We start from the raw sequence: 17,671 nt of genomic DNA, 5'->3' as shown, positions 1-17,671 counted from the left end.
GTTTACCCCTGCCCGTACATCTGTTTGTAGCGGGCGATATTTTCGTCGGACAAAAATTCGTTGGCGGCGTTGATTTCTTGGAAGAGCCGCGTCGTGTCCTCGCCGGGATTCAAATCGGGATGGTACTTCTTCGCGAGCTTTTTATACGCCAGGCGGATCTCATACTTATCTGCGTCGGTACTTACGCCCAAACGGCGCGCCGCGGTCTCGTATTTTTCCTTAAATCCGCCGTCGAAGGTCGTATTGCCGTAACCCGCGCTTCCGTAGTCGTAGCCGCCCTGTCGGTAACCGCCTTGGTTGTAGCCGCCGAAGCGCGCGTCATTAAAGAACGCCTCGAACTGCCGGCGGAACATCTCCTCCTCCAGCCGCTGACGTTCTTCCGCCTGCCGCTTTCGCTCTTCTTCGATTTTGCGGGCGTAGCGACGGCCATAGTCGCCCATCGTGTCGTAGGTGACATTCTTGCCCAAAAGATAATAGTCCGCCCGCTCGTAAAAATACTCCGTCGCCATATACTGCAGATACTTGAGCCGGGTGATGGCAAAAGAACCCGCCACCGGAAAGACCAGCACAAACAGCACGATCCAAAACCAGGGAATCCCGTCGCGACTGCCGAAGCTCAGCGGAATCCAGAGGATAAAAAAGAACAGACAGCCCCCGAAAAACAACAGCGAGATCAACAGACTGCGAAACGAGCGAAAGACCTCCACCAAAAGGCTGAACACCGTAATAAAAAACTCCAACACATAGTCGATGACGATGCCGATATATTTATAAAAATTTCCGCGAATCTTATCCATTGTCTCTCCTGTACTCGTCCATAAACGCCCGATCTTCTCGTACCAAATCGTCCTCTCCCGCCAGCGTCTCCAAATGGTGGGTCAGCTCGTGATAGAGCGTCTTCTTGAGCTCCTCGTACAGCGCCGCTTTGGGAAGAGACCCGTACATCGCGAGAAACGATCCGTAATACAGCACGATACTCCGGCCGATGGGTTCCTGTTTATAGTGGCCGAGAATATACAGCTCGGGGTAGTCTTCGTCCCGCATCGTCTCTTCGGAAAAGAGCACCCCGCCGTTTAGGCCGCGAAAGTATTCGGCGGGCAGCGCATCGACGATGTCGTCGAGCATTTCCGCCATTTCTTCAAATCTTTCCTCCATAATGATTGCCTCCTGAACCTTCATTATATGGGATTCTTAGGGGAATGAAAAGGTTTCGGGAATAGAAAATGGGCACTGCGACGTACCCCCATTGTCATTCTGGGGAGACTCACTCCGAGTCGAAGGATCTCTTTCCCTGTATGGGGAATACAGAGAAGCCGATGCCGGAACGCACGGCGTACCCTTTTCTTGAACAACAAGACTCGCAGGAAGTACCATGCAACCCATCGACCCGTTACCCCCTATTGTCATTCTGAGCGAGGAACCCCGTTCCGAGTCGAAGAATCTCGTTCCCTACATAAAGTTCGCAGAGAAGCCGGTGCCGAAACGCACGGCGTACCCTTTTCCCCTTCCACCCCCTTTCCGGCACAAAAAAAGAGGCATACGCGCGGTATGCCTCTCGCTTCTATTTTACAGTTGTTCTCTTAAGTCCTTATGGGTGTTGCGATTCCCCATATAGGTCAAAAATCCGCCGACGGTAATGATGCCGACGATAAGGGGAATCCACGGATTTTGCACGAATCCCGCCACGATGTAGGACAGGAAGCTCGCCGCCGCCACCATCACCGCATAGGGAATCTGGGTGGACACGTGGTCGACGTGGTTGCACCCCGCCCCGGCGGAGGACATGATGGTGGTATCGCTAATGGGCGAGCAGTGGTCGCCGCAGACGGCGCCGGCAAGGCAAGCCGACAGGCCGATAAAGAACAGAGGGTCGGATACGTCGAACATGCTGACGACGATGGGGATCAAGATCCCGAAGGTACCCCAAGAGGTGCCGGTGGCGAAGGCCAAAAACGCCGCGACGACGAAGATGACCGCCGGCAGGAACAGTTGCAGTTCTCCCGCCACATTGCCCATTATGCCCGCCACGAACTCGGCGCTGCCCAACAGGTCGTTGGAGATATTTTTGAGGGCGGTGGCCATGGTGAGGATCATAATCGCCGCCACCATGGAGTTAAAGCCTTCGGTAAAGCAATCCATGGACGCCGAGAAGGTGAGCACCTTTCTTAGAATCAAATAGATCAGAGTGAAGATCAGGGTGATCATCGCGCCCCAGGGGAGCGCCACGGTGGCATCGGTGTTTCCGAATGCGCCGATAAAATCGCCCGCGAATTCGCCGCCCGTTTCAAAGAATCCGCCGACATAAACCAGGGAGACGACCGAGGTCACGATCAAAAACAAGATCGGCACCACGAGATCGCGCATATGGGCGCGGTCGTTCTGTACGGTGGAGGTGACGTCGGTGAGGAGCGCACTGGAGTCTTCGCCGCCGAGGGCTTCTTCTTCAAACTTCAGCATGGTCCCGAAGTCGTCGCGCATCATGATCAGTACCACGACGAAAAGGAGCGTCAACAGGGAGTAGAAGTTGTAGGGAATCGCCTTGACGAACATGGTGATGCCGCTCATGCCGGTGCCCGAAGCGTAGCCCGAGACCGCCGCCGCCCAGGAACTGATGGGGGCGATCATACAGATCGGCGCCGCCGTGGCGTCGATGATATAGGCGAGCTTGGCGCGGGAGATCTTGTAGCGGTCGGTGATGGGCCGCATCACAGAACCCGCGGTAAGGCAATTAAAGTAGTCGTCGATAAAGATCAAAATTCCGAGGAAGAAGGTGGCGAGTTGCGCGCCCCTACGGGAGGTGATGTGCTTTGCCGCCCATTCTCCAAAGGCGGTGGTGCCGCCGCTCTTGTTGATCAAAGAGACCAAGATCCCCAAAAGCACGAGAAAGAGGAAGATCCCCGCCGTGCCTGAAATGGAGTTGATGAGCCCTTCGTTGATGACATAGTCCATGGTCTTGGGAAGCGAGCCGCCGGAGGCCAAGAGGGCGCCGACGAAGATGCCCGCAAAGAGGGAGGGAAAGACCTCCTTGGTGATGAGCGCCAGGGTGATGGCCACCACCGGGGGCACCAGCGCCCAGAAGGTGGCGGCGGTCTCGACGCCCGAGGCGGCGACGAAGAAGCTGCCGATGACGGCGATTGCCGCCAGGATCAATGCGATACGTAAATTTCTTTGGTTGTTCATGGTATACATCCTTTCTTAGAATTTCAATCGAAACAAAAAGAGCCATGATGCAGTCATGGCTCCTGAAATTCTGTATGAAAAGAATACCTCAAAAGACACGACAGCTCTCCGTCCTAGCGGACGACAGTACGCAGAATATTTTCCTGCGTCCCGGTGAATAACACCCGTGGACACGAATGCCAGACCCTCGGCACGACACCCTTTCCCGCCGATCCATTGACCGGAGATCCGCGGTACTGATGTGCAATGCGCCTCTATCATGTAGATTCGATTGTGCTATGAGTATATCCGCCCTGTGGGAAAATGTCAAGGAAAAAGCAAATTTACGCCTAGAGAAGTACCAGACTGATTCCCATCACCGCCATGCCGAAGATAAGGCCCAACAAGGAAAGGTGGGTCTCGCCATAGGCACGGGAGGCGGGCAAGAGTTCGTCGAAGGAGATTAAGACCATAATGCCCGCCACGGCGGAAAACACGATGCCGAACAGAAACGGACTCAAAAACGGCATCAGGACAAAATAGGCGATCAGCGCGCCCACGGGCTCGGAAAATCCGCTTAAAAACGTGAGCCAGAGCGCCCGCTTTTTATCCCCCGTCGCAAAATAAATGGGCGCCGCCACGCCAATCCCCTCGGGAATATTGTGGATGGCGATGGCCACGGCGATCGAAAAGCCCAAAGTCGGGTTCGCCACCGTCGACATAAAGGTCACCATGCCCTCGGGAAAGTTGTGGACCCCGATGGCGACGGCGCTTTTGACGCCGACTTTTTTGAGCGCCAAATCCTCTTTGTACGCTTCCATTTCCTCTTGGGTGCGGATCTCGTGGGGCTCATCGGCGTCGGGCACTAAGTGCGAGATCAACCCCACCAGCGCCATGGCGCCGAAAAACGCGCCGAGCATCCACAGACTCGCCACCGCTTCGGAGGCGCCTTCCATAAAGTGCTCTTTGGCGGTGGGGAGCATTTCCATAAAGGAAATATAGATCATCACGCCGGCGGAAAAGCCCAGGGCGGCGGATAGGAATTTCTTGTTTTCGGAGTCGGTGAAAAATACGATCACCGCCCCGAGCATGGTGGCGAGGCCGGCGAGGGCGGACGCCAAAAACGCGATTAGAATATCGGACATATTGCCTCCTAAAATTGTTCGAAGATCTTTTGGGCGCCCGCGAGCATTTGTAGGCCCAGCGCATAGCGCGCACCCATCATATTATAGACGGCATCCTCCGAAAGCACGCCCCGGGGAATGCCTTCGAGGCCGCCTTCCGCCTCATAGGAGAGATCGGCGTCCATCTCGTTGCTGCCGTAATAGCGGCGCAACTTTTCGTATTCGTCCGCCCGCTCTAAAAAGCGCGAAAGGGCATTTTCTATGTTCTTTATGTCTTCGATTTGGGCATTGAGGATCGCTTCCATCGCCTGTACCCGTTCGATCTGTTCGTTCATCTCTCCTCCTTTATACTAACCGAATAAAAAAACGCCTCTCGGCGCCTTTTTACTGAAAGAGACGCGACGCCTCTTTCGTCAACTTTTCCAGGATCAATATTTGTACCACGATCTTGATCACCAACATCAAGAGTTGGAAGGGCATTTTTGTCATCAGGAGCGGTATAAATTCGCTGCCGAAGAGTATGTTCAGCCACAAGGTGCCCAAAATCATGTTTACAAATACGGTCACCACCACATTGGCCAAGGCGATGCGGCCTTTGGTCAAGGGCTTTTTGTAGAAAAACCATCCATAAATGGCGGCGGACAAAAACGCACTCGCGGTAAATCCGGGAAAGTACGGTCCGGTGGGCTTCGAAATATAGCCGACGATGTCCGCGACCACCGAGCCGATGCCCGAAAGCCACGGTCCCAGCGTCGCCGATGCCAGGGTCACGGGGATAAAGGAAAAGCTGATCCGTTGATAGTTTCCCAGTTCGATCCCCAGCGTCCGGGCAAATACGATCTGCAGTGCCACCATAACCGCCAAAAAGGTCAGTTTTTTCGTGTTTTTCAATTGTTTCCTCCTCAAGCCGCTTAAGAGGACAGCAGCGGATGCGACAAAAGATAGCGAGCCTCTTTCTCTTCGTTTGGAGGCAACTTCCCATCCCCCAACACTTAACGCCTTTTGTCTACTCTACTCATGATGTCCATTATAGTCGCTTTCGGAGCGGTCCACAAGGGCGCGCGTCCCTTTCTCGCAAAAATCCTTTATCTCGCCTTTACATTGCCCAAGAAGATCTCGCCGGTATCGCCGTTGACGGTGATCATACTGCCGGGTTTTAGGCCGCCGGTAATCCCCTTGGCGCCGATGACCGTGGTTTTTTCGAGTCCCAGCCCCGCGATCGCCGAGGGCGAGGTGAGCCCCTCTTCTTCCGAAACCAGACCGCCCGCCCGCTGCAGATACGGGGCGAGATCCTTGTGGTAGCTTTGAATCACGAGAATATCGCCGTCGGAGAAGTCGCGCACATAGTCCTGGGAACCCGCGACGATCCGCGCCCGCGCGGTGTGCACGCCGCCGCCCAGACCCATGCCCTTGTGCAGCGTCGTCGTGACTTGGTGCACCTTGAGGACATTGGTGCTTCCCGCCACGCCTTGGGGAATGCCCGCCACGATGATAATCAAGTCGCCGTCTTCGATCCGGCCGGCATTTTTGGCGACCTTGGCGGTGTCGTCGAAGATATGCTCGCCGCGATTGTCGCCGAGTACGCCTTCTACGCCCCACTGCAGGCCCATCTGCCGCAATACGCGCGGGTCTTCGGTGACGGCGATGACCCGGGTGCGGGGGCGAAATTTGGAGAGGTTTCTCGAACTGTAGCCGGTGGCGGTGGCGATGACGATGGCATCGGCCGAGAGCTTTTCCGCCATTTCTACGGCATTGTGGACCACCACATTGGTGGTGGTGTAGCTGAACTTTTCGCCCTTCTTCAAGATGGCGTCGTAGTCCAGCGACCCCTCGGTCACCCGGCAGATCTTCGCCATGGTGCGCACCGCCGCCAGGGGATACTTGCCGCTTGCGGTCTCGCCCGAGAGCATCACCGCGCTGGTGCCGTCGATAATAGCGTTGGCGACGTCGTTGACCTCCGCCCGGGTGGGTCGGGGGTTGCGGATCATGGAGTCGAGCATTTGGGTGGCGGTGATGACGGGAATCCCCTCGGCGATGGATTTTTCGATCAGCCGCTTTTGTACGATGGGCACGTACTCGGTCTCGATCTCGACGCCCATATCGCCCCGGGCGACCATAATACCGTCGGCGAGGTTTACGATCTCGTCGATGTTTTCGATCCCCTGGCGGTTTTCGATCTTGGCGATGATCTTAATGTCCTCGCCGCCGCTCCGTTCCAAGATCTCGCGGATGACAAAGAGGTCCTCTTTTTTGCGGATAAAGGAGGCGGCGATAAAGTCGACCCCTTCTCGAATGCCGAAGAGGATGTCCGCCCGGTCCTTATCGGTAAGCGCCGGCAGCCGGACGCGAGCGCCGGGCACATTGATGCCCTTGTGGTCGCTTACCTCGCCTCCGTTTACGACCTCGGTGCGGATCACGCCTTCTTCGACGGCGACGGTGCGCAGTTCGATCAGCCCGTCGTCGATCAGGATGGGCTGGCCGATCTCCACGTCCTTCCAGAGGGAGGGGTATGTAATCGACACCCCTTCCCCGTCGCCTTCTCTCTCCTCGGCGTATAGGCTGAAGGCATCTCCCGCCGAAAGGGTAACCCCGCCCCCCGAGAAAGTGCCGGTGCGGATCTCCGGTCCCTTGGTGTCGAGCATAATGGCGACGGGCAGCTCCAATGCCTCCCGCACCCGCTTAATGGCGTCGATGGTCTGTTTATGGCTTGCGTGGTCTCCGTGGGAAAAATTGAGGCGACAGACGTCTACCCCTTCTCCCATCAGCGCGGCGAGGGTCTCCTCGTCCGCCGATGCCGGCCCGATGGTGGCGACGATCTTCGTCTTTTTCATGGAATCCTCCTAAATGGAAATCTTATCCAATGTGTCGTAGAGCGCGCGGTCGAATGTCTTTTCGATCTCCAGGGCCTCTGCGAGGTCCATAGAGAGTACGTCCCCTTTCTTCATACCCAATGCGATCGACACGGGCCCATCGGCACAGGCGCGTACCGCCGCCGTCCCCAGGCGCGATGCGTTGATGCGGTCGGCCACCGAAGGCGAACCGCCGCGCTGCAGATAGCCAAGCACCGTGACCCGGGTTTCTACGCCGGTAGAAGCCTCCACATCCTCCGCCAGCGCATAGGGCGAGATTAAGCCTTCGGTCACGAGGATAATGTGGTGCCGCTTGCCTCGCGCCTTGCCGGAGAGCACCTTGTTTTTGATGCGCGCCACATCCATGGGGAGTTCGGGCACCAAAATACTTTCCGCGCCGCCCGCGATGCCGGCGCATAGGGCGAGGTCGCCGCATTTTCTGCCCATCACTTCGACGATATTCGCCCGCCGGTGGGAACTGGAGGTGTCCCGAATCTTTCCGATGGCATCGGTGATCGTCTCGATGGCGGTATAAAATCCGATGCTCGCCTGTTGGTAGCCCAGGTCGTTGTCGATGGTGGCGGGAATACACACCGCGGACTGCCCGCGCTTGGAAAGGGCGAGCGCCCCCGCCATGGAGCCATTGCCGCCGATCACGATCAAGTGATCGATCCCCATCGCCTTGAGGTTCTCCCGCGCCTGTTCTTGGCCTTCTTCCGTCATCATCGCCTCGGAGCGCCCGGTGCCGAGGACGGTGCCGCCCCGGTGGATGATGTCGGCCACCGACGAAAGGTCCATTTCCTCGGTCTCCCTGTGTAAGATGCCGTCGAACCCGTTGTGGATCCCCACGACCTCCATGTCCTCGTAGCGCGCCCCCCGCACCACGGCGCGTATCGCCGCGTTCATGCCCGGGGCGTCGCCGCCGCTGGTCAAAATTCCGATCCGCATATCTTCCTCACTTTCTGATCAGGTCCTTTTCGGGATCTATATACCCCTTTAGCGCCTCGATCAGTCCGTCGTCCACGCGCACCGCCAGATTCTCGGGCAGGCCGATCGCCTTTTTCTCCTCGGTGAAGTAGAGCACCACGGGGAGAGAGCCGGAATATTTCTCCAAAATCCCCTCCACCGCTTTCTGATCGCGCGCATCCTTTAGGCGAATATAGAGCTTTTCCCGATCGTCGAGATCCACGAGAGGGCGAATGTCTTCGACGAGGATCTTGCCCTCTTCCACATCGCTTCCCTCGACGCGGCCCGACACCAATAGGAGCTTGCCTTCTTCGAAAACGCCTCGGCCCATGGCGGCGTAGGTACGCGGGAATATCACCAGTTCGATGGTGCCGTACAAATCTTCCAGCACGCCGAAGGCCATCATGGTGTTTTTCTTCGTCACCATGGTCCGCGTCTCCCGGAGCATGCCGCCCAGTCGCACGCCGTAGATCGTATCCTGTGTCTCGAGGCGCTCGCGAATGCGCGCGGTATCAGTGTTTCCCTGTACCTTGAGGCTTTCTGTATAGGACTCCAGCGGGTGGCCCGAAACGTAGATCCCCATCACCTCGCGCTCGTACTCGAGTTTCTGCTTGCGGTCGAAGTCCTTGAGCTTGGGCAGGCTCTCTTCCAAAGGCACCGCCGTCCCGAACAGGCTCACCTGGCCGGGAATGTTCCGCTTCGCCTCGCCCTGAATGTGATCCATATACCGGTCATAGACCGCGAGGTACTGGGGCCGGTTGCCGCCCAAGACGTCGAAGGCGCCCGCCTTGATCAACGACTCCATAGAGCGCTTGTTCATAGCGCCCGGCGCCGCCTTTTCCACCCGGCGAATAAAATCAGTCATCGAGGTAAAGGGCCCATCTTCTCGCGCCGTTTCGATGGCGCGCACAAAGTTTGCCCCCACGTTTTTTACCGCCTTTAGGCCGAAGCGTATGGCGCCGTCTTCCACATTGAACTTCAGGTAACTTTCGTTGATATTCGGCGGCAAAATCTCGATCCCCAGCGCCTTACATTCCTCGATATACATCCGCACGTGGTCGGTGTCGGACATAAACGAGGTGATCTGCGCCGCCATAAAGGCCGCGGGATAATATGTCTTGAGCCAGGCGGTGCGAAAGGCGATCACCGCGTAGGCGACCGAGTGCGATTTGTTAAAGGCGTAGTTCGCAAAGTCGATCATCAAATCGTAGATCGCGTTTGCGCTCGCATCGTCCACCCCGTTTCGGATCGCGCCGTCCACCGCCACATTGCCGTCGTCGTCGAGGCTGCCGTAGATAAAATTCTGCCGTTCCTGTTCCATAACAACCATCTTTTTTTTGCTCATGGCGCGGCGCACCAAATCCGCCTGCCCCAGCGAATAGCCGCCGATCTTTCGCACGATCTCCATCACCTGTTCCTGGTACACGATACAGCCGTAGGTCTCGCGCAAGATCTCTTCCAGGGAAGGGTGAATGTAGCTGATCTTCGAGGGATCGTGCTTGGATTCGATAAACTTGGGGATCTGGTTCATGGGGCCCGGCCGAAACAGCGCGTTCGCCGCCGCGAGATCCGCAAATTTCGTGGGCTTCAGTTCCTTCAAAAAGGCGCGCATCCCGCCGCTTTCGAACTGGAACACCCCCAGGGTCTGCGCCCGCTGAAACAGGGCGAGGACCGCGGGGTCGTCGTAGTCGATGGCGTCGAAATCCACCTCGATTCCCTCGTCTCTTCGAATAAAGGCGAGGGCGTCGCGAATGACGGTGAGGGTCCGCAGCCCCAAAAAGTCCATCTTGAGCAGGCCCAATTCTTCGAGCTCGATCATATTGAATTGGGTCGAGATAATGTCGCCGTTTCGCGTTAGGGGCACATAGTCGGTAATGGGGTTTTCGCTGATCACCACCCCGGCGGCGTGGGTGGAGGTATGCCGGGGCACGCCCTCTAAGCGAAGCGCGAGGTCCAGGAGCTTGTGGGTCTCTTCGTCCTCGTCGTAAGATTTCTTCAAAGAGGGCGAAATCTCGAGCGCCCGCTTTAAGGTGATGTTCAGCTCGTTGGGCACCTGCTTCGCCACATAGTCCACCCGCCCGTAGGGCAGATCCATCACCCGGCCCACGTCGCGGATGGCGGCGCGGGCGCCCAGGGTACCGAAGGTGACGATCTGCGCCACGTGGTCCGCCCCGTATTTTTCGATGACGTAGTCGATGACCTCCTCGCGCCGTTCGTAGCAGAAGTCCACGTCGATATCGGGCATGCTCACCCGCTCGGGATTCAAAAAGCGCTCAAAGAGCAGGCCGAACTTCAGCGGATCCACGTCGATAATCTCGAGCGCATACGAAACCACGCTCCCCGCCGCGGACCCTCGGCCCGGCCCCACCTCTATGCCTTGGGAGCGGGCAAAGCGAATAAAATCCCATACGATCAAAAAATAGTCCGTATACCCCATCGACTCGATGGTCGAAAGCTCGAATTCCACGCGCTTTCGTATCGTGTCGTCTATGGTGCCGTAGCGCGCACGCAGTCCCTTTTCCACCAGTTCGCGCAGATACCCCGTATTGGTGTAGCCCGCGGGCAACTCGAAGTGGGGCAGGTGGAGATTGTGAAACTCCATCTCCACATTGCAGCGCTCGGCGATTCGCACCGTATTTTGAAGCGCCTCGGGGGCGTAATCGAACAGCGCCGCCATTTCCTCGGGGCTCTTGACGTAGAACTCGTCGGTGGGAAAGCGCATGCGATCGCCGTCTGCAAGGATCGAACCCGTCTGCACGCAGAGCAGGGCGTCGTGGGCGTCGGCATCTTCTTTGTGTAAGTAGTGGCAGTCGTTGGTGGCGATCAGGGGAATCCCCGTCTTTTCGGAGAGCGCCAGCAGCTTCAAATTCACTTCTTTTTGCTCCCGCATGCCGTGGTCCTGAAGCTCCAAAAAGAAATTCCCTTCGCCGAAGATCTCCTCGTAGCGGCGCGCCGCTTCCTCGGCGGCGGCTTCGTTGCCCTGCAAGAGCTCGTACTGCACTTCCCCGCCCAGGCAGGCGCTGGTGCAGATAATGCCCTCGCTCTTTCTCCTGAGATCGTCCATATCCACCCGGGGTTTGTAGTAAAAACCCTCCACATAGCCGATCGATACCAAAGACATTAAGTTCTCGTAGCCGGTGCGGTTTTCCGCCAACAGAATCAGGTGAAAACGGCGGTTGTCCTTGTCGGTCACGGTCTTGTCCTTTCGGGTAACATAGACCTCGCAGCCCAATATGGGCTTTATGCCCGCCGCCTTCGCCGCCTTGTAGAAGGCGACCATGCCGAACATATTTCCGTGATCGGTGAGCGCCACGGCGTCCATTCCCAGTTCTTTGGTGTGGCGGCAGAGCTCGTCGAGCTTGGTAAAGCCGTCCAACAGCGAGTACTCCGAGTGCAAATGCAAGTGTACGAACGGTTTCATACTGTTTCCCCTCTAAACAAAAAAAGAGTTGTCTTGCGGCAACTCTTTGGAATGCGTTTACAGTTCTTCTTTGACGAAGGCGACCAGTCCCTCGACAGCCTCGTCCTCGTCGGCGCCGTCGGCGCGGAGCACGATCTCCTGTCCCGAGAAGACCCCCAGGCTCATAATCCCGATAATGCTCTTGCCGTTGACTTCTTCGCCGTTTCGGAGGATGGTGATTTCCGAGGCAAATTGGTTCGCTTTACGCACAAACAGCGCCGCAGCCCTTGCGTGTAAACCCTCTTCGTTTTGTAATGTAACCTTAGACTCTTTCACTTGACACTCCTCTCAGCTTTTCCGCCAAGGCGCGAATCTTCTTAAATCGATGATTGACGCCGCTTCTCGACATCGCCGGTTGCATCATGGCGCCCAGCTCCTTCAGGCTCGCCTGAGGATGGGACAACCGAAGCTCCGCGACGCGGCGCACATCTTCTTTCAATCGATCCATGCCGTAGATCCTTTCGATCAGTTCGATGTCTTCGACCTGCCGCGCGCTGGCATCCACCGTCTTGGTGAGATTGGCCGTCTCGCAGTTGACCAGTCGATTTACCGAATTGCGCACGTCTTTTACGACCCGCGCGGATTCGAATTCCAGTACGGATCGGCTCGCGCCCATAAAGGCGAGCAAATCGGAAATTTTTTCCGCTTCCTTGATATAGACGATATAGTCGTCTTTTCTATATATGCCCTTTGCGCCGAGTTGTACTCGGTTCAACCACTTGCACAGATCCGCGCCGTGCGTGCGGTCGTGGGTAATAAACTCCAGATGGTAGCGCTTGGTGGGTGCGGTAATCGAACCCGCCCCCAAGAAACAGCCGCGAATATAGGCGCGGATCGCATCGGCGCTTCTTAAAAATTTCGCGTCCAAAGTGTAGTTCATCTGGAAGACATTGTCCTGTCTGAGGAAATCGCTATCCATAAGTAAGGCCTGGACCGAGCCGAGGTCTTCGACGCGAATTTTATAGTGCTTGTTTCTCTTCAGCTGCAGATTCTTCGACTGCATTACCTCGACCCCGCTGTCGGTCACCCGCTTTAAGACGGATACGATGCGTCGGGCGACGGGCGCGTTTTCGGTGACGAAGGAAAGCCCGATATTCAGGTCTTTCGTCAAAGAAATTACGCCGCAGGTGCGAATGTAAGCGGCGAGTTCCGCCTCGACGATTTCCATATCGTGCATGGGAACGCGCGCCAATTCATTTTTTACGTCTTTCGAAAAACTCACTTCGTCCTCGATCCTTTCCCGAGTTCCATTATAGTCCAGATTTCCTGCCTACGCAACGGTTTTCATGGCATCGATCCGCCACCGCCAACAGGCGCTGGGCGACCAAAAGACCGTTGTGGCGCACATAGCCCAAAGACTCGTCGAGGAAATCGCCTCGTTCGACGACGATCCCCGCTTCGGCAAGCCCTTCAAGCTCCGCCTCTTCCACCGGCACCGGGTCCACGTCCTCCTCGTCCTTGTAGCGGGCGATAAGGGCGGGATCGGGGGCTTCGTCGTTTACGAGCACGATGTCCACCGGCCGCGTAAGGCCGTGGCGGGCGAGGGCCGTCAGGTGATCCGTAAGGCGCATGCCCCGGGTTTCGCCCCGCTGCTGCATAATATTGGCCACATAGATCAAGGGCGCCTCGCTCTTTTCGAGGGCGCGGGCGATTTCGGGTACCAAAATATTGGGAATCAAAGAGGTATACAGACTCCCGGGCCCGAGCACCAGAATATCCGCCCTAAGGATGGCCTCGATGCAGTCGGGGTTGGCGCGGGGATTGCGGGGAATGAGGCGAATCTCCTCCACCGATGCGCCGGCGCGCACGCCGTAGGCGGGGATCTTGGATTCGCCTTCGACAGTAGCGCCGTCGGACATCCGCCCCGATAGGGCGATGTTTTCGGTGGTCACGGGGAGGACCTTCCCCGTAATGCGCAGGACCTCCGCCGCTTCGCGCACCCCTTCGGCAAAGCCGCCGTACATATTCGATAAGGCGGCGATGATGAGGTTTCCCATATTCTGCCCTTCCAGTTCGCCGTCGACAAAGCGGTACTGGAGCAGGTTTTTTAAGGAAGGCTCGGCATTGGCGAGCGCCACCAGGCAGTTGCGCACATCCCCCGGCGGGAGCATGCCGTATTCGCGGCGCAGCATGCCGCTGGAGCCGCCGTCGTCGGCCATGGTGACGATGGCGGAGATCTCTTCGCTAAAGCGCTTGAGGCCCCGAAGCAGCACCGAAATGCCCGTGCCGCCGCCGATCACCACAAATCGAGGGTCACGCATGGCCGCGCCCCAGATCCCGATGCCCCGCCACCACCGAGTATCCCGCGTCGTTAAAACGCTTCGCCAGCGCCTCGGCCACGGCGACGGAGCGGTGATAGCCGCCCGTACAGCCGATCCCGATGGTGAGCATATCCTTGCCTTCTTTGACATAACAGTCGCCGAATTTTACGATATAGCCTTCGACCCAATCCAAAAACGCCTGCGCCTCGGGCCGCTCCAATACGTAATCGGCGGTCTTTTCGCTCATGCCGCTAAAGGGCTTGAGCGCCGGCACATAAAAGGGGTTCGGCAAAAAGCGCATATCGAAGACGAGATCCGCCTCTTCCAAAATGCCGTGTTTAAAGCCGAAAGAGATCACCGAAAGGCCCAAAGTGCCCTGTTCTTGGCGCAGAATGCTCTTTAGCCGCAGCTTTAGATTGTAATTGGTGAGATGCGAGGTGTCGATAATATGGTCGGCGCGCTCCCGAAGGGGCTGCATCCGCTTTTTTTCCTCTTCGATGCCCCGCTCCAAGGTGGAACTCAGGGGGTGGGGGCGGCGAAGTTCCTTAAATCGCTTGATCAGCACGTGGCTGTCCGCCTCGAGATAGACCACCGTCACATCGCCCACCTCGCGGTTTAGGGTGTCGATGGCGACGTCGAGCTCCTTAAAAAACAGGCCGCTCCGTATATCGAGGGCGAGGGCCACCAGGGGCATCTGCGCCTCTTCCACCATCTCTATAAACTTGGGAAACAGCGCCGGGGGCAGATTGTCCACGCAGTAGTAGCCCATATCCTCCGCCGCCTTGAGCGCCTGGGACTTTCCCGCACCGGAAAGGCCGGTGATGACCAAGAGTTTCATGGATTATTCTCCTAAGACTTTGACTTCCGTCTCCAGTTCCACGCCGTGTTTGGCATAGACCGCTTCCTGCACCGTGCGGATCAGCTCCACCACGTCCTTGCAGGTGGCCCCGCCCCGGTTGATGACGAAGCCGCAGTGTTTTTCGGATACCTGGGCGCCGCCGTGGGTAAGCCCCCGGAGCCCCGCGAGATCGATCAACTGGCCCGCATAATGACCTTCGGGCCGCTTAAAGGTACTACCCGCCGAAGGGTATTCCAGGGGCTGTTTGTCGAGCCGGCGCTGCCACAGTTCTTCCATTTTTTCGGTGATGCCGTCTTTTTCGCCGGGAACGAGGCGGAAGGTCGCCTCGAGGACAATCAGTCCCTCCTCGTAGACCCGGCTGTTGCGGTAGCGAAAGTGCATCTCGTCGTTGGTATAGACGCGGACGTTCCCCGTGCGGTCCATGGCGCGCACCGTCTCTACCACGTCTTTCATCTCGCCGCCATAGGCGCCGGCGTTCATCGTCATGGCGCCGCCGATCGCACCGGGAATCCCGTGGGCGAATTCCAGGCCACAAAGACGCGCATCCCGCGCCGCTTCGGCGACCTTGCGAAGGGACGCGCCGCTCTGTGCGATCACTCGATCGCCTTCTACGCGCACCTCTTCAAAATTCTTCTCCAAGCGCACCACCGCGCCCCGGATTCCCCGATCGGAAACGAGCATATTGGTGCCCTTTCCCATCACCATCCAGGGGATCTTTTCTTCTTCCAAGGCGCCGATCGCCGCGGACAGCTCCTCTTCGTCGACGGGCTCGATAAAATAATCCACGGCGCCGCCGATCTGAAAACTCGTGACTTCTTTCATGGGGAACTGTTCCCGCATATTCTCCGAAAATTTTCGGTGCATCGTTTCTTACCTCCTGTACTTTTACCGTTGGTACTATTGTATCAAAGGAATGCCAAGAAATGTCTAAAAAACACTTGACAGTTTTGCGAGCCCCTTGATACACTGGATCCATCGAGTTTGACGGGGAGAGTACCTCGAGAAGTATCGGACTACAGAGAAGCTTTGTTTGGTGAGAGAAGCGGTTTGGATCTTCGAGGGAATATGGCCCCCGACTCTAAGGGTCGATATGAGGTCCTTACAGGTGCGCCTGTTACAGCGCCGGAGTATGATGGTACTCTTCGAGTCGGAAATCGCGAGGTTTCCGTAAAAAAAGGTGGTAACGCGATACATTTCGCCCTTTTCCCGATCGCGGGAAGAGGGCTTTTTTTATGAATAGATTCGGATCGGCATCGGCCGATCGAAGGAGAGGATATTTTGATCGACTTACAGAATATTTCCGTCGTATTTGAAAAGGGCGGACGACAATTTACGGCGGTGGACGATGTCTCCCTCCGGGTGGAAAAGGGCGATGTCTTCGGCATCGTCGGCTACTCCGGGGCGGGCAAGTCCACCCTGGTACGCACCATCAATCTGCTGCAGCCCCCCAGCGCGGGCAAGGTCGTCGTCGCCGGCGAAGACCTCACCGAACTTTCGGTCAAGGAGTTGCGCGCGCGGCGCAAAAAGATCGGTATGATTTTTCAGCACTTCAACCTGATGAACGCCCGCACCATCCTGGGCAATGTCCTCTATCCCCTCAGAAACAGCGGCCTCGGCGAGGCGGAAAAGAAGGAAAAGGCGATGAAGCTCTTAACGCTCGTCGGCATCGCCGAAAAGGCCGAGCAATACCCCCGGGAACTCTCGGGCGGCCAAAAGCAACGGGTCGCCATCGCCCGCGCCCTCGCCAACGACCCCAAGATCTTGCTCTGCGACGAGGCCACTTCGGCGCTGGACCCGCGTACCACCACCTCGATCCTGCACCTCTTAAAGCGGCTGAACCGCGAGATGGGCCTTACCATCGTCCTCATCACCCACGAAATGCAGGCGGTCAAGGAGATCTGCAATAAGGTCGCCGTGATGGAATCGGGCAAGGTCGTCGAGGCGGGCTCTTTGGTAAACATCTTCGCCGATCCGAAAGAGACCATTACCCGCCAGTTCGTAAACACCGCAAGCCACTGGGACGAGACCATCGAAAAGCTACGCACCCACGGCCTTTTGGCACAGAGCGATCCGGACAGCGAGCTGATTCACCTGCGCTACACCGGCCTCTCCGCCACCGAGCCGATTCTCAACGACGTCTTTACCAAATTCGGCGTAAAGACCAATATCCTCTCGGGCAATATCGAATTTTTGGAGGATATCCCCTTCGGAAACCTCGTGGTCCTCTTCGAGGGCGATCCCGACAGCGTATCGGCGGCAAAGGCCTATATGATCGAACACGGCGTACAACTAAGAGTATTGTATAAGGAGGTGGAATAATGGAATTCTTTTCCAATGTCATCGCATCGAAGGGCGACTTCGTCGTAGAGACCGGCGCGACCTTGTATATGGTGCTGGTCACCTCGCTGATCGCCGGCGTATTGGGGATGATTACGGGCTTTGTCCTCACCCTCACCAAAGAAGGGGGCCTGCTGGAAAACAAACGGCTCTACTGGGTGCTCGACAAATTCGTAAACATCTTTCGCTCCATCCCCTTCGTCATCCTCTTGGCGCTGATCTCGCCCATTACCCGCGCCATCGTACACACCACCATCGGCAACACCGCCGCCATCGTACCTTTGGTATTCGGCAGTATGCCCTTTTACGCGCGGCAGATCGAAAACGCCCTGGCGGAAGTGGACCCCGGCATTATCGAAGCGGCAGAATCCATGGGCGATTCGCCCTTAGACATCGTCTTCGGCGTGTATATGAAAGAGGGACTTCCCGCCATCTTGCGCGCCAGCGCCATGACCGTCATCAGCCTGATCGGCCTGACCGCCATGGCTGGGGCGGTGGGCGCGGGGGGCCTCGGCAATCTCGCCATCACCCGCGGCTACAACCGCTTCCAAAACGACATCATCATCGTCTCTACGGTGCTGATTTTGATTCTGGTATTTATCACCCAGGCGCTCTTCGACTTCTGGGTGAAGAAGATACAACACTAAATATCCCTT

General features: G+C 57.1%; 16 protein-coding genes, 2 riboswitches and 1 other annotated feature. Of the genes, 2 read left to right on the top strand and 14 right to left on the bottom strand.

Annotation, left to right across the window (positions count from 1 at the left end; translation table 11 throughout):
- Positions 1 to 2: 2 nt before the first annotated feature.
- The 14 genes from QO008_RS05780 to murB all read right to left on the bottom strand — a co-directional run bounded on the left by QO008_RS05780 (position 3) and on the right by murB (position 15,542).
- Entirely contained in the window at positions 3 to 797 is a 795-nt protein-coding gene (locus QO008_RS05780; RefSeq protein ID WP_307385063.1) for a J domain-containing protein, read from the bottom strand.
- Positions 790 to 1,155 carry a metallopeptidase family protein gene (locus QO008_RS05775; RefSeq protein ID WP_307385062.1) on the bottom strand — a complete coding sequence of 122 codons (366 nt, stop codon included), beginning with the start codon at positions 1,153 to 1,155 and terminating at the stop codon, positions 790 to 792. The genes QO008_RS05780 and QO008_RS05775 overlap by 8 nt, the downstream gene beginning before the upstream one ends.
- Positions 1,156 to 1,566: 411 nt before the next feature.
- Positions 1,567 to 3,180, bottom strand: a complete 1,614-nt coding sequence (locus tag QO008_RS05770; RefSeq protein WP_307385060.1) for a Na+/H+ antiporter NhaC family protein — start codon at positions 3,178 to 3,180, stop codon at positions 1,567 to 1,569.
- Between the two features lie 93 nt (positions 3,181 to 3,273).
- Positions 3,274 to 3,445, bottom strand: a riboswitch (Lysine riboswitch).
- 64 nt (positions 3,446 to 3,509) lie between these two features.
- Complete coding sequence (zupT, locus tag QO008_RS05765; RefSeq protein WP_307385058.1) at positions 3,510 to 4,304, bottom strand: zinc transporter ZupT; 795 nt, start codon at positions 4,302 to 4,304, stop codon at positions 3,510 to 3,512.
- An 8-nt stretch (positions 4,305 to 4,312) separates the two neighbouring features.
- The gene (locus QO008_RS05760) at positions 4,313 to 4,618 is read right to left on the bottom strand and encodes a DUF4298 domain-containing protein (protein WP_126466083.1); all 306 of its coding nucleotides are present in this window, start codon (positions 4,616 to 4,618) and stop codon (positions 4,313 to 4,315) included.
- Between the two features lie 49 nt (positions 4,619 to 4,667).
- Positions 4,668 to 5,174 carry a folate family ECF transporter S component gene (locus tag QO008_RS05755; protein ID WP_126466085.1) on the bottom strand — a complete coding sequence of 169 codons (507 nt, stop codon included), beginning with the start codon at positions 5,172 to 5,174 and terminating at the stop codon, positions 4,668 to 4,670.
- Between the two features lie 30 nt (positions 5,175 to 5,204).
- Positions 5,205 to 5,299: riboswitch (THF riboswitch) on the bottom strand.
- A 69-nt stretch (positions 5,300 to 5,368) separates the two neighbouring features.
- Positions 5,369 to 7,114 carry a pyruvate kinase gene (gene pyk / locus QO008_RS05750; protein WP_307385056.1) on the bottom strand — a complete coding sequence of 582 codons (1,746 nt, stop codon included), beginning with the start codon at positions 7,112 to 7,114 and terminating at the stop codon, positions 5,369 to 5,371.
- 9 nt (positions 7,115 to 7,123) lie between these two features.
- Entirely contained in the window at positions 7,124 to 8,080 is a 957-nt protein-coding gene (locus QO008_RS05745; protein WP_126466089.1) for an ATP-dependent 6-phosphofructokinase, read from the bottom strand.
- 7 nt (positions 8,081 to 8,087) lie between these two features.
- A complete protein-coding gene (locus tag QO008_RS05740; RefSeq protein ID WP_126466090.1) occupies positions 8,088 to 11,519 on the bottom strand; it encodes a DNA polymerase III subunit alpha in 3,432 nt (1,143 codons plus the stop codon).
- Positions 11,520 to 11,576: 57 nt separating this feature from the next.
- Positions 11,577 to 11,834 carry an HPr family phosphocarrier protein gene (locus QO008_RS05735; protein WP_126466092.1) on the bottom strand — a complete coding sequence of 86 codons (258 nt, stop codon included), beginning with the start codon at positions 11,832 to 11,834 and terminating at the stop codon, positions 11,577 to 11,579.
- The gene (gene whiA, locus QO008_RS05730; RefSeq protein WP_307385053.1) at positions 11,821 to 12,780 is read right to left on the bottom strand and encodes a DNA-binding protein WhiA; all 960 of its coding nucleotides are present in this window, start codon (positions 12,778 to 12,780) and stop codon (positions 11,821 to 11,823) included. Before whiA ends, QO008_RS05735 begins: the two co-directional genes overlap by 14 nt.
- A 28-nt stretch (positions 12,781 to 12,808) precedes the next feature.
- The gene (locus tag QO008_RS05725; RefSeq protein WP_307385051.1) at positions 12,809 to 13,819 is read right to left on the bottom strand and encodes a gluconeogenesis factor YvcK family protein; all 1,011 of its coding nucleotides are present in this window, start codon (positions 13,817 to 13,819) and stop codon (positions 12,809 to 12,811) included.
- The gene (gene rapZ / locus QO008_RS05720; RefSeq protein ID WP_307385049.1) at positions 13,812 to 14,657 is read right to left on the bottom strand and encodes an RNase adapter RapZ; all 846 of its coding nucleotides are present in this window, start codon (positions 14,655 to 14,657) and stop codon (positions 13,812 to 13,814) included. Before rapZ ends, QO008_RS05725 begins: the two co-directional genes overlap by 8 nt.
- A gap of 3 nt (positions 14,658 to 14,660) precedes the next feature.
- Positions 14,661 to 15,542 carry a UDP-N-acetylmuramate dehydrogenase gene (gene murB, locus QO008_RS05715; RefSeq protein WP_307385048.1) on the bottom strand — a complete coding sequence of 294 codons (882 nt, stop codon included), beginning with the start codon at positions 15,540 to 15,542 and terminating at the stop codon, positions 14,661 to 14,663.
- Between the two features lie 108 nt (positions 15,543 to 15,650).
- Positions 15,651 to 15,884: a binding site (T-box leader), on the top strand.
- A gap of 72 nt (positions 15,885 to 15,956) precedes the next feature.
- On the opposite strand from murB, the gene QO008_RS05710 reads away from it, so the two are divergent.
- Positions 15,957 to 16,997 carry a methionine ABC transporter ATP-binding protein gene (locus QO008_RS05710; protein ID WP_307385047.1) on the top strand — a complete coding sequence of 347 codons (1,041 nt, stop codon included), beginning with the start codon at positions 15,957 to 15,959 and terminating at the stop codon, positions 16,995 to 16,997.
- A complete protein-coding gene (locus QO008_RS05705) occupies positions 16,997 to 17,662 on the top strand; it encodes a methionine ABC transporter permease (protein ID WP_126466099.1) in 666 nt (221 codons plus the stop codon). Before QO008_RS05710 ends, QO008_RS05705 begins: the two co-directional genes overlap by 1 nt.
- Positions 17,663 to 17,671 lie beyond the last annotated feature (9 nt).

The organism is Aedoeadaptatus ivorii, from assembly GCF_030815095.1.
GTDB classification, from domain to species: domain Bacteria; phylum Bacillota; class Clostridia; order Tissierellales; family Peptoniphilaceae; genus Aedoeadaptatus; species Aedoeadaptatus ivorii.
Note: the sequence above shows the minus strand (reverse complement) of the source record. Positions and strands in the feature narration are given on the sequence as shown.